Origin of the sequence: Neorhizobium sp. BETTINA12A, assembly GCF_023006485.1 — a bacterium.
GTDB lineage: Bacteria > Pseudomonadota > Alphaproteobacteria > Rhizobiales > Rhizobiaceae > Neorhizobium.
Window position 1 is genome coordinate 71,958 of record NZ_JALBGW010000002.1, and the last position, 12,914, is coordinate 84,871.

Annotated in this window: 10 protein-coding genes; 3 read left to right on the forward strand and 7 right to left on the reverse strand. The window is 59.8% G+C overall.

The genetic code is table 11. The features are described 5' to 3' along the window. Positions 1–21: 21 nt before the first annotated feature. The 5 genes from MOV61_RS01255 to MOV61_RS01275 all read right to left on the reverse strand — a co-directional run bounded on the left by MOV61_RS01255 (position 22) and on the right by MOV61_RS01275 (position 7,647). A complete protein-coding gene (locus MOV61_RS01255) occupies positions 22–1,689 on the reverse strand; it encodes an ABC transporter ATP-binding protein (RefSeq protein WP_247135249.1) in 1,668 nt (555 codons plus the stop codon). Positions 1,690–1,699: 10 nt separating this feature from the next. Continuing rightward, positions 1,700–2,848, reverse strand: a complete 1,149-nt coding sequence (locus MOV61_RS01260) for an ABC transporter permease (protein WP_247135250.1) — start codon at positions 2,846–2,848, stop codon at positions 1,700–1,702. Between the two features lies 1 nt (position 2,849). Then, positions 2,850–3,857 carry an ABC transporter permease gene (locus tag MOV61_RS01265; RefSeq protein WP_247135251.1) on the reverse strand — a complete coding sequence of 336 codons (1,008 nt, stop codon included), beginning with the start codon at positions 3,855–3,857 and terminating at the stop codon, positions 2,850–2,852. 113 nt (positions 3,858–3,970) lie between these two features. Beyond that, positions 3,971–6,058 carry an ABC transporter substrate-binding protein gene (locus MOV61_RS01270; RefSeq protein ID WP_247135252.1) on the reverse strand — a complete coding sequence of 696 codons (2,088 nt, stop codon included), beginning with the start codon at positions 6,056–6,058 and terminating at the stop codon, positions 3,971–3,973. 122 nt (positions 6,059–6,180) lie between these two features. Next, complete coding sequence (locus MOV61_RS01275) at positions 6,181–7,647, reverse strand: alpha-glucosidase/alpha-galactosidase (protein ID WP_247135253.1); 1,467 nt, start codon at positions 7,645–7,647, stop codon at positions 6,181–6,183. A 201-nt stretch (positions 7,648–7,848) separates the two neighbouring features. Between MOV61_RS01275 and MOV61_RS01280 the strand changes: the two genes are divergently transcribed. Continuing rightward, the gene (locus tag MOV61_RS01280; RefSeq protein ID WP_247135254.1) at positions 7,849–8,757 is read left to right on the forward strand and encodes an AraC family transcriptional regulator; all 909 of its coding nucleotides are present in this window, start codon (positions 7,849–7,851) and stop codon (positions 8,755–8,757) included. Between the two features lie 176 nt (positions 8,758–8,933). Here the strand turns inward: MOV61_RS01280 and MOV61_RS01285 are convergent, their stop codons facing one another. Next, a complete protein-coding gene (locus MOV61_RS01285; protein WP_247135255.1) occupies positions 8,934–9,821 on the reverse strand; it encodes a LysR substrate-binding domain-containing protein in 888 nt (295 codons plus the stop codon). 110 nt (positions 9,822–9,931) lie between these two features. Here MOV61_RS01285 and MOV61_RS01290 point away from each other — a divergent pair, with 110 nt between their 5' ends. Beyond that, positions 9,932–11,185, forward strand: a complete 1,254-nt coding sequence (locus MOV61_RS01290; RefSeq protein WP_247135295.1) for an aromatic ring-hydroxylating dioxygenase subunit alpha — start codon at positions 9,932–9,934, stop codon at positions 11,183–11,185. Beyond that, positions 11,175–12,260, forward strand: coding sequence for a hybrid-cluster NAD(P)-dependent oxidoreductase (locus tag MOV61_RS01295; protein WP_247135256.1), 1,086 nt, complete (start codon positions 11,175–11,177; stop codon positions 12,258–12,260). The genes MOV61_RS01290 and MOV61_RS01295 overlap by 11 nt, the downstream gene beginning before the upstream one ends. A gap of 48 nt (positions 12,261–12,308) precedes the next feature. On the opposite strand, the gene MOV61_RS01300 is transcribed toward MOV61_RS01295, so the two are convergent. After that, positions 12,309–12,914, reverse strand: coding sequence for a dimethylsulfonioproprionate lyase family protein (locus MOV61_RS01300; protein ID WP_247135257.1), 606 nt, complete (start codon positions 12,912–12,914; stop codon positions 12,309–12,311).

Below are 12,914 nucleotides of genomic sequence, written 5' to 3' on the forward strand. Positions count from 1 at the left end.
ACCTCCGGCATTCGGCAATCATTATGCTACCTCGAAAGCGGCCTTGACGAGCCGTTCGGTGTAGGCGGTCTTGGGGTAGGATAGAACTTCGTCGACGGGACCCTCTTCCATGATCTTGCCGTGCTGCATGACAATGACCCGGTGGCAGAGGGCACGCACGACCTTCAGATCGTGCGAGATGAAAAGGTAACTGAGGCCCCGCTCGTCCTGCAGCTTGCGCAAGAGTTCGATGATCTGCGCCTGAACCGAAAGATCGAGAGCCGAGGTCGGTTCGTCGAGCAGGATGAATTCAGGCTCGAGCGCGATGGCGCGGGCAATGGCGATACGCTGCCGCTGGCCGCCCGAAAACTCGTGCGGGAAGCGCGACAGGATGTTGCCCGGCATGCCAGCTGCGATGAGCGCCTCGCGCACGCGGTCGAGCCGTTCGGCCTTCGTCGCGCCGAGCTTGTTGACGACAAGCCCTTCCTCGATGATTTGGCCGATCGTCATGCGCGGATTGAGCGACGAGAACGGATCCTGGAATACCACCTGCATGCGCGAGCGCAACGGCCGCATTTCGACGCGCGAACGGCCGTGGATCGGCTGCCGGTCGAAATAGATCTCGCCGCTGTCGGTGTCGTTCAGCCGCAGAAGCGCCTGTCCGAACGTTGTCTTGCCCGAACCGGACTCGCCGACAAGTCCCAGCGTTTCATGGCGGCGAAGCGTCAGATCGAGGCTGTCGACCGCAACAAGCTCCTTCAGCTCCGGCTTAAAGAAGGTGCCATGGCGCAGCATGAAGGAGACGCGCACCCCCTTGGCGTCGAGAATGACGTCGCAGCCCTCCGGCAGCGGATTGGCCTGGCCGCGGGGCTCGGAGGCGAGCAGGTGCTTGGTATAGGCATGCTGCGGACTGGCGAAGAGCTTTTCGGTCGTGTTGTGCTCGCACATCTCGCCATGCTGCATGACATAGACATAATCGGAGAACTGCCGCACGACGGTCAGGTCGTGGGTGATCAGGATCACCGCCATCCGCAATTCCTTCTGGAGATTGCGGATGAGGTTGAGGATTTGCGCCTGCACGGTGACGTCGAGTGCCGTCGTCGGCTCGTCGGCGATCAGCACGTCCGGATTGTTCGACAGCGCCATGGCGATCATCACGCGCTGGCGCTGGCCGCCGGAGAGCTGATGCGGATATTGCCGCAGGCGCGCTTCCGGGTCTGGAATCTGCACATGCCTCAGCAGTTCAAGCGCCCGGGCCTCGGCCTGTTTCCGGCTCATCCGGCGATGCACGCGAATGGCTTCAATGATCTGGCTGCCGATCGTGTAGATCGGGTTCAGCGAGCTCATCGGCTCCTGGAAGATCATCGAGATACGATCGCCGCGCAGCTTGCGGCGCTCGCGCTCGGAGAATTTCAGGATGTTGGCGCCGTCATAGGCGACGGTCGATTGCGGCGACACCACGGCGCGCTTCGACAGCAACCCCATGACGGTGCGCGCGGTTACCGATTTGCCCGATCCGGATTCGCCGACGATGGCGATCGTCTCGCCGCGGTAGAGCTGGAAGGAGATATCCTTCACGGCCTCCACCGTGCCGTGCTCGACCTTGAAGTTCACGGCGACGTTGCGGGCATCGATGACCGGCTGTTCCGTGCGGCCGGCATGATCGAGGCGGATGGGCGGGGCGAAGCTGTTGACGAGTGCGAGAGCCATCTGGACCACCTCAATAAGGATCGACTGCGTCGCGCAGCCCGTCGCCGAGCGCATTGAACGCAAAAACCGTAATGAGCACGAAGCCGACCGGCGCCAGTATCCAGGGATAGGTGCCGATCACGGAATAGTTTGCCGTATCCTGCAGCATCAGTCCCCATGAGATCAGCGGCGGCTTCACGGCAAAACCGAGGAAGCCGAGGAAGGATTCGAGCAGCACGACGCTCGGGATATGCAGCGTGACAGCGACGATCACGTGGCTCATGACGTTCGGAAAGATGTGCTGGAAGATGATCCGCCGGTCGGTCGCGCCGACGGCCATGGCCGCCCGGACATAGTCGATGCGGGCGAGCGCCAGTGTCTTGCCGCGCACCTCGCGCGACATCTGCGCCCAGCCGAGCGCCGACATCACGACGATGACGAAGCCGAGGAAAACGTTGGTCGGTGCCGTCACCGGGATGAGCGAGGTCAGCGCCAGATAGAGCGGCAGCTGCGGAAAGGCGAGGACGACTTCGACAAAGCGCTGCACCCAGGTATCGAACGAACCGCCGAAATAGCCGGATACCATGCCGACCGTGGTGCCGATCACCGTGACGATGAAGACGACGGTGAGCGCGATCGTCAGCGAAATCCGCGAGCCGACGATGGCGCGCGACAGCACGTCGCGGCCGAACTTGTCGGTGCCGAGGAAATGCACCGGCTGGCCGGTGATGGAACCGAAGAAATGGCGGTTCGCCGGGATCAGTCCGAACAGCCGGTAGTCGGCGCCCGCCACGAAGAAGCCGAGACGATTCGGGTTGTCGTAGTCGGGACCGACGACCGGCTGAAAGGTCACCGGGTCGAGCTCTGCGGACTCGGTCTGTCCATAGACGCGCGGCTGGAAGACGATGTTGCCGTCCTTGTCGTGGAAGCTCATTATCTGCGGCGGGGCAAAGCCCACATCCGTCGCCTTCGGATCCATCGGCGCAAAAAACTCAGCGAAGATCGCCATGATCAGCAGCAATCCGACGAGGATGAGGCCGATCATTCCGGTCCAGGAGCGCCGCAGCCGGCGCCAGACGAGCGCCATGTAGCTTTCATTGCCGTGCGGCGCGTTCTTGGCCGTCTGTTCGAGGGACATCTGCCCGTGGGGCAATGGCGGGGAGGAGTCGAAGGCGAGCATATCAGGCTCCTCCGTAGGCACGGACGCGCGGGTCGAGCATCGCCAGCAGCATGTCGGCGATGATGTTGCCGACAATGAGCGTGGCGGAAAGCACCATCATGAAGGTCGCCGTCACATAGACGTCGCCGACGGCCATCGAGCCGACAATCGCCGGCCCGACGGTCGGCAGCGAAAAGATGATCGCCGTCTCGATCTCGCCGGTCAGCATGTAGGGAAGCACGACGCCCTGATACATGACGAGCGGGTGCAGGGCATTGGGCACGGCATGGCGCATGACGACCGCACCGCCAGAAAGCCCCTTGGCCCTTGCCGTCTCGACATACTGGGCGTTCAGCGTATCGAGCAGGTTGCCGCGCATGACGCGCATGTTGTAGGCGAGCCCCCCGAAGGTGGCGATCGCGACGACCGGCCAGACGTGTTTGACGAGGTCGGCGAATTTCGCCCAGGACCACGGCGCGCCGCCATATTGCGGCGAGAAGAAGCTGCCGATTTCAGAAACGTTGAGCTGGAAGACGAGCAGGTAGACGATGATCAGCGCCATCAGGAAACGCGGCACCGTCATGCCGAGAAATGAGATGCCGGAGAGCAGGCTGTCGATCCAGGAATATTGCCGGGTTGCCGCCCAGATGCCGAAGCCGATGCCGAGCACCGACGCAAGGATGTGGCAGACCAGCGCCAGGAGCAGCGTGCGCGGCAGACGTTCGCCGACGACGTCTGCCACCGGCTTGTTGTAGAACATGCTGTAGCCGAAATCGCCCTTTGTAAGGATGCCCTTGATCCAGTTGAAGTACTGGATGACCATCGGCTGATCGAGGCCATGGGCGATGCGGTAGGCCCGAGCCTGTTCGTCGGCCTGTGCGAAGGACGCGCCGCTCTGGTTGATCAGCTGCGAGCGGATGTAATCGGCATAGTCACCGGGCGGCGCCTGGATGATCGCGAAGGTCGCGATGCTCAGAATGATCAGGACGGGGATCGCGGACGCTATGCGCACGAGCAGGAATCGTAACATCGGACGGTTCGCTTCTCCTTGCCGCCAGTCGCGCCTGTCGGTGCGGCCGGCTTGTTGATCTTGCCCGGCCGCGCTTCACGCGCGGCCGGAATCCTCGGTTGGGAGGGGAGCTCTTAGTTGATTGGGCCCTTTTCGCCCGGCTTGCCGGGCAGCCTTTCGGGAAACAGCTCATATTTGCCCTGCTTGTCGGCAGCGACCCATAGGCGCTCACGGATGACGGAGTCCTCGGCCCAGTTGAACATGAAGATCGGGGTTCCTTCTGGCACGTTCGAGAAGCGCTTGTTGATGATCAGCGCACCCGGATATTCCGTCAGTCCGACCGTATCGACATTCTCGGTTGCTATCTTCTGGTATTGCTTCATCAGGTCGACGCGCTGGTTGTTGTCCTGGCTGGTCTGGAACTTGGCGACGATAGCCACCAGCTTTTCCTCGTAGGGCATCAGGTCGAGTTTGCCGTCCTTGCCGGCGCGGTGGTGCCAGCTCGTGCGCGGACCGACAGGTGCAAGCTGCTCGGTGTTTTGAACCACGGAGGCAAGTTCCGGCATGTTGCGCTGGATCAGCCAGTCGAAACGACCGCTATAGTGAGCGTCGTCGCGCTTCGGACCATCGAGCGCATTGAGGATGACCTTGACCCCGAGCTTTTCCATCTGGCCGATGACGCCTTCCGCGAGGCTCTTGTCCGTCGCGTAGCCGTTGTTGACCAGAAGGACGATCTCGACGTCCTTGCCGCCGACGGTTCCGGCGGGGAAGTTCACGAAACCGTCGCCGTCGGTATCCTTGAGGCCGGCCTTCGCCAGCAGCGCCTTGGCACCATTCAGATCGAAGGGGTAATAGACCACGGAGTTGCGATCGTAGAAGCTGGTGCCCGAGGACAGGCCACCCGGATAGATCGCGGTGAACGGACCCTTGACCAACGAATCGCCGATCGCCTTGCGGTCGAGGCCCATGGTGATCGCCTTGCGGAAATCCTCGTTGCGGTTCAGTTCGCGAACGGCCTGGCCGCGCGCGTCTGGCTCACCCCAGCCGTTGCCGGACAGGTTCATGCGCATGTTGTAGCCAATCAGGCGCGGGCCGAAGGCAAGACGTGCCGGGGCGGTCTTCTCGGCGGCGCGCTTCAGCGACGCCACGAAATTTTCCGGCTGCTCGAGGTTGGAAATGTCGCCGGATCCGGCAACGGCCTGCACGTCGCGGTCGGCCCAGGTCGACAGCTTGTAATGCAGTTCGTTCAGATAAGGGAGTTGATTGCCCTTCTCGTCGACCTTCCAGTAGTATGGATTGCGGCGCATCACGATGATGTCGTCAGGACGGTATTCGACCGGCACCCAGCCGCCCATCACCGGCATGTTCAAAAATTCCGGCGGGAACGCATTCTTGAACTGATCGTAGGTATTTTTCGAATATTTCGGATGCTGCGGCTTCAGGATATGCGACGGGCCCGGGCAGAAGCCCGGATAGGCCATCGTGTAGAGATATTGTTTGGGGAAAGCCTCCTTGAAGGTCCACTCGACGGTATAGTCATCGATCTTCTGAAGTGTTGTCCCCTGGCCGAACGCTTCAGGCGATGCGCCGCCGCCGAGCGGCGAGACATTCGGGTCGATGACCTCGTCTTCCCAGTAAAACATGATGTCGTCGGCATTGAAGGGAACGCCGTCGGACCATTTCGCGCCTTCGACCAGATGCATGGTGAGCTTATGGCCGTCCTTGGACCAGTCCCAGCTCTTGGCAAGGTTCGGCAGCGGCTCGGTATCCTTGGCTTCCACCTGGAAGAGCGGCGCGGTGCGCGTCAGGCACTCGGACAGGCCGATATCGATGCCGCCCCAGCCCTGGGTCTGGCCGGCGCCATAGTTCCAGCCTTCAGGCCGACCGCCGATGACATGCCGCAGGGTATCGCCGTAGACGCCGGGGCCATCCACCATGTTCTCCGTCTTGAAGACAAGCGGCACTTTGGGCAGGCGGTCCTTAACGGGCGGCAGCTTGCCGCTGTTGACGAAGTTCTTCGTCACCCAATCGGGCTCATGATAGGTGGGGAGTGCCTTGAACTCCTCAATGGAATCCCTGGACACGTATTTGATCTTGCCTTCCGCCGGGAACTGCGCCGGAACGGGCGGAGCCGTGGGCTCGGAGGCATAGGCGCTCAAAGCCGAGACCGAGACGCTCAGCGCCAGTCCGGCAAGACTGCCAAGGTTGCGGAAATTTGTCATCGTTTCTCCCTCTTGTTGCGGAGCACTTCGCAATACCCCGGTTCTCCTCAACCGATCCGGATGCGGGCTTGCGGCGACAGGCTCCCTCCCGGAGCCCCATTGCCACCCGTCCTCCCGAACTCTCAGACGGCCTGCTTGAGCGCCGCCTTTTCGGCGCGCAACTCGTCGATCGAGCGGACGTTGCGGCGTGCCGCCCCGGCCCAATCGCGGGTCTTCACCGTCGATTTGGCCAGCCGCTCTTTGGCCGCAGGAATGGCATCGGCATATTGCGGCAACCAACCGGCCTGGGCGACGACCATCTCATCGACCATCTGCCAGACTTCTTCCGGAGTTGAGATGGCGCCAACCAAGGGATCGTGCAGGACGGCCAGCTTCAGGAGGTCGATATCGCCACCGATGGCTGCATGCACCGACATGCGCTGCACGTTGATCGAGGCGATGCAGGTCGCTGCGCAGGCTTCCGGGATCGTGATGCCGGAGACCATATTGATACCGAAGCGGTCGACAAAACCGGGCGACTCGATAATCGCATCGGCCGGCAGGTTGGTGATGACGCCGTTGTTCTTGACGTTGAAGTGGCCGCGATAGACGCGGTTGGTTTCAAGCGCTTCGAGAATATGGCTCGCATGCTCGTTCGAGCGCTTGGCTGGATCGATCGGCTTTTCGGCCGAGGCGAGGAACTGCGGGAATTCCGTTTCGAACCAGTTGCGCGTTTCCGTCGAGTGCCTGAGGTAACCGCCGGTCTCGCCGTGGATCCAGTCGGACATGTCGATCCATTTGGTGATCTCTTCCGGCCGTTTGCGATACCAGGGCAGGTATTCGGACAGGTGGCCGTTGCTCTCCGTCGAATACACGCCGAAGCGCTTCAGGACGTCGATACGCAGCTTTTCCTGCTGCGAGAAAACCGGATGAGCCTCGAAGGCTGCGACGAGTTCGTCCTTGCCGATCTTTCGGCCGTTGAGGCGCAGATCGATGAACCATGTCTGATGATTGATGCCCGAGCAGATATAGTCGAGTTCGGAGCGCGACTTGGCGCCGAGAACCTCGGCGATCTGTTCTGCCCCATGCTGGACACCATGGCAGAGGCCGACGGTATCGACCTTCCCGTATTCGATCGCAGCCCAGGTGTTCATCGCCATCGGGTTCGCGTAGTTCAGGAATTTCGCACCCGGTTCGGCGACCTCGCGGATGTCCTTGCAGAAATCGAGGATCACCGGGATGTTGCGCTGGCCGTAGAGAATGCCGCCGGCGCAGATCGTATCCCCGACGCACTGGTCGATACCGTATTTGAGCGGGATGCGGATGTCGTCGGCATAAGCTTCCAGGCCGCCGACGCGAACGCAACTGATAATGTAGCGGGCACCCGTCAGCGCCGCGCGACGGTTGATGGTTGCCGTCACCCTGGTTGGCAACCGGTTGGATTCGACGATTTTGTCGAGGATCGCCTTGATCATCTGGAGGTTATGCTCGTTCATGTCGGTGAGCGCGAATTCGATATCCCTGAATTCGGGAACGCACAGGATGTCGGTGAACAGCTTTTTCGTGAAGCCGACGCTGCCTGCGCCAATGATAGCGATTTTGAAGCTCATGATCCTGACCTCGATGCGATGAAAATGCCGGCGTTGGGGATGAGAAGAAGAATAGCCGCCGGGCTTGCGCGCTGCGCCAAAAAAGGCCAGAAATCCGGCTTATTCCCCTCCCCGCCGTTCCTCGATGCTGGCGGTGTTCTCTCTCTCGGGAGCGGATTATGCGCAAATTCGGCGGGGCCGCCAGAGAAGGATTATGCTTTCATGGGTAATTCTATGCTGCAGGAACTGATCGAGCGGGGGCCGGTCATGCGGACCGTTTCGTTGCCGCGGGGCCGGCAGACTTTGCACACGATGCCGACCAGCACCGGCTACGAGATCCGCACGGATGCAACCTACGATTGGGATGGACGCAAGCGCGGCCAGACGCCGTTCACCGTACTCCAGCACACCATCGGCGGCGCTGGCAACCTCAGATACGACAACCGGGAGCTGCGGGTGAAGGAAGGCGAAACCCTGTTGGTTCTCGTCCCGCATAACCATCGCTATTGGCTGGAGGATGGCGGACGATGGGAGTTCTTCTGGATCTCGATGAATGGCGACGAAGCGCTTCGCATTCACCGCTCCGTCCTTGCGGTGACCGGCCCGATCCTCAAGCTGCAGCCGCGCACCATCGAGCATCTGGCCGATTGCAGCCTGCGTCTCATCAATGGCGCGGAGACCCCGGGCCGTGCATCGGCCATCGCCTACGAAGCGGCGATGGCACTCTATGACGACGTCTTCGGTTCGCATCCCATCTTCAGCGAGGAATACCGGACGATGCAGCATGTCATCGGCCACATCACGAGCAATCTTGAACATCCGCTGCCGGTCGAGGAGCTAGCCAAGGTCGCGGGCCTCAGCCGAGCGCATTTCTCACGCATCTTTGCCGCCAGCGAAGGCGTTCCGCCGGCCGAATTCGTTCTGCAAAAACGCCTGGAGCGCGCCATCAAGCTTTTGACCAAGACCGACGGCATGCCGGTGAAGGAGGTGGCAATCCGCTCGGGCTTCCGGGACGCAAACTACTTCTCCAAGGTCTTCCGCCGTGTCTACGGCACCAACCCTACCGAATTCCGCACGACCGGCATGTATGCGAGCGTCGGCAGGGGCGCTGACACCATACTGCGACGGTGACCGCCGACTCATCTTTCCACCTCTTAGGAGAGCTTCAATACCAGGCCGGCCGAAGTACCGCCGCTGCGGCGACCATTTGCGCAGAACTCGCAGAGCAAGATGCCGTTGATGGTAAAAATCACCCTTGGCGGGTCTCAGACGACATGGAGAACTGGTCCGGGTGCCAATACTTCTGGTTATGCGTGCAATGCTGCCGTGAGCCAGGCAATGGCTCTGTCATTGGCAACCGTTCGTCGCGCCCTGAGTGGCAGCAGGATATTATATCGCCCGTCAGCCTTGTAAGTCAGATCATGCAGCGCGACCAACGTTCCGGCATCAAGAAAAGCCTGAACGAGCGCGCCCCAGCCGAGTGCTACCCCCTGGCCATTACACGCAGCGAATATCGTTTCGGTATAATGACTGAATCTCAGCGAAGGCTTGAAATCGAAGGATGCTCCGATCTGGTCAAGCCATTGAGCCCACGAGAACCACAACGGGTCGGAACTGTGAGTTTCGATATACTCGTCTGTCGATGATAAAGGGCCTGGTTGTCTGCGTTTGAGATAATCGGGCGAACATACGGGCGTTATGAAATCGTCTTTTGAAGCAATGACTGTCCCATCGTTAAACGGCGGTATTCCATAACGAATGGCAATGTTTATCTCACCACTATCGAGATCGATCTTTTCATCCTGGGATACGACACGCACCTGGATACCGGGGTTTTGGGAGCGGAAGTCGGCCAGACGCGGAAGCAGCCAGAAGGACGAAAACGCGATCGTCGCGCCGATTGTGACGACATCCTGGCCGGACGTTTTGATCGCATCGACCGTCTCCGCAATATCGGAAAGGCTCCGCGCCAGCGACGCTCCCAGAATGCGACACGCAGGCGTAGGTTCGATTGCGCGATGTTTACGCACAAACATTGGCTGCCCCAATTCTTCCTCAAGCAAAGCAATCTGCCGGCTTACGGCCGCCTGAGTGACGCCAAGTTCGGTCGCGGCCGCGGTAAAGCTCTTTCTGCGCAAAACTGCTTCAAGCATGAGCAGCGCGGTCAAGGATGGCAGCCGTTTACGAAACTGCATGCTCCCGCCCTCAATCCATTACTTTTCATTATGCCAACGTAACAATTTATGCCGTTGAACGAATTGCATGGCAAGGTCACTCTTGCCCGAAAGCTGGCAAAGAGGTCTTCATGCTGAACAAACTTGCGTCTTCGATCTCGTCACTTTTGGACGCGCGTGCCGACGGCCATGCTCTGCCAGCGGGCCTGTATACCCGGTCAGACGTGTTCGAAGCGGATATCGACGTGTTCTTTCGTCGGCACTGGATTTGCGTCGGACTTGAATGCGACGTGCCCGAGCCCGGCGACGCTGCGGTTATCGACATCGGCAAAACCAGCCTGATCCTGCTGCGCGACGATGACGGCGAAATCCGCGTCGTGCACAACGTCTGTCGCCACAGGGGTTCGCGCCTCCTCAATCCCGGCAAGACGATCGTCTCGAAGCTGGTCTGTCCCTATCACACCTGGACATACGAACTCAGCGGTGAACTGAGCTATGCACCCCATATGGGCAAGGACTTCAACAAAGAGTGTCATAGCCTGAAGCCTGTGACCTTCAAGTCGATCAGCGGCCTCATCTATGTTTGCCTTGCCGACAATCCGCCAAAGGACATTGCTCGGCTCGAGTTGGCGATGACCGAGCGCTTGGCGCCCTACGATATTGGCAATTCCAAAGTCGCATTCGAAACCGATGTGATCGAGCACGGCAACTGGAAGCTGACGATGGAGAACAATCGTGAGTGTTACCATTGCTCGGCGAACCACCCGGAGCTTTGCGTCTCTTTCGTCGATCTGGATTTCGGTTTCGATCCCGAGACACTCAACCCGGAGGACAGGGCGCAGGCCGAAGAGCATCTTGCTCTTTACGAAGAGCGCACACTTCAGTGGACAGCGGACGGCTACTCATCCGCCGCCATCGAACAACTCGTCGATTGCGAGACCAATTTCAGGACGCAGCGCCTTATCATTTCCGGTGCGGGCGAATCCCAGACCCCGGACGCTACGGCGGCATCATCCAAACTTTTAGGAACGATGACCCGCAAGGACCTCGGCGATATGCATCTCTGGGGCCATAACAGCTGGAACCACTTCATGGGTGACCATGCCATCGTGGCGATAGTCATTCCAATTTCGCCCGACAAGACGCTGGTGCGCACGAAGTGGCTCGTTCACAAGGACGCCGTCGAGGGCGTGCATTACGACCTTGAGAAGTTGACGAACGTCTGGGTGGCGACCACGGATCAGGACGCGGAACTCGTCGCGCGCTCACATGCCGGCGTCGAAGACCCTGCCTATGTGCCCGGTCCCTATTCGCCATTCTCGGAGACGAACCTCGACAAATTCGCCACCTGGTACATCGATCGGATGCGTGCGCATGGATATTAAGAGCGCATTCGCATCTGTCGATCGGACAGAGAAAACTGAATTCTGGAACCGGGATTTGGACGAGGATCTGGTTTGCATCGACGTCCACCAGGAAACGCATGATGTAAAAACATTCACATTCGCTTCTTCGCTTGGAAAGAGGTTCGCCTTCAAGGCCGGCCAGTATTTCCTGTTCGATCTCGAAATTGACGCAGAGCCCGAAAGTCGCTGTTACAGCATATCCTCCTCGCCGCAGCGCACCAACGCGTTTTCAGTCACCGTGAAACGCGTGCCAGGGGGTAAGATTTCCAACTGGTTTCATGACAACGTCACAGCTGGCTCAATGATGAAGGGCAATGGACCGCTCGGGCATTTCATCCGGCCCAATGCAAAAAAATTGCTGCTTCTGTCTGGTGGGTCGGGGATTACGCCAGTCATGTCGATCGTCCGCGAACTGGCAGATACCTTTGAGCCCATCGACGTCGTATTCATGCATGCTGCGCGAAGCCCCAAAGACTTGATCTTTCGGGAAGAGCTCGCCTGCCTGGCGAATAAAGGAAAGCAGCTCCGCCTGCATTTCCTACCTGAGATCACCGCCGGCGAAGCCCATTGGCCTGGCCTTACCGGGCGCATCTCGGCAGACTACATGAAGCTGGCCGTACCTGACATTGCAGAGCGTGTCGTCATGTGCTGCGGCCCGGCGCCATTCATGGCTGCTGCCCGCGTGATTGCCGCAGAGCTCGGCGTTCCGTTGTCCCATTATATCGAGGAGAGCTTCGACGCTGCGGTCATCGACGACATCGATCTTCCGGTTGGCCTGGAAACAGCCACGCGAACGTTCACGGTGGAGTTTGCCAAGCAAGTCCGTAAAATCGATGTTTCAGGCGAGCAAACCATCTTGTCCTGCGCAAAAAAAGCTGGCGTGAAACTCCCCTCTTCATGTTCCAACGGCGTGTGTGGCACCTGCAAATCAAAACTGGTGTCCGGATCCGTCGACATGAACCACAATGGCGGGATCCGCCAGCGGGAGATCGATGCCGGGTTATTCCTGCCCTGCTGTTCGAAGCCGCTCAGTGACCTCGTGGTCGATCGATAGGGCTTTAAACAATTGCAGGATGACTGGAGAACTATCGATCGCCTTGAATCAATGTTTCCGCTGGTCGGGTAACAGTGCCCAGAATGCGAAGAGAGGCTCCTCGCCCGAGCGCATCGCATGCCGGATTCCAGGTGGATTGTAAAAAGAGCCACCCATGCCCGGCGTGAACCAACCGGAATCGCCCTGCATGAATTCGCCGTCCGACAGGACGAGATAGATTTCCTCCGGTGCATGATCGTGGTCCGGATACCGCACGTTCGGCGCCATCAAGGTCGCGCCAAGCCACACGTCCGGACGGTCCTCGAGGCCGCCCGGCCCGACAATCATGGTATTGGCGTGGCTCATCGGGAAATTCGCGCTGGCTGAATTGTCATAGGTCGAGCGACAGTTCCATTCGAGCTGCGCCTCCAACGCTGCGAAGCGCCGGAGCAAGATGTTCAACGAGGGTTGCTCCGCCTTTTCAGCCAAGACACTCTCCAAATACAGGCCGCAAACCGGAAGCCGCTTTGCGATATTCACCCGCTCCGGCAGCGATGTTTGCAGGTGCGCAAATATCTGCGTCAGTGACTGCCGGGCCCGTGAATCCTCGACAAACCGGTCGAACGCGACGAACGCGGCATTCAGAAAATCCAGCAAGGCTTGGCTGCGGGCCAT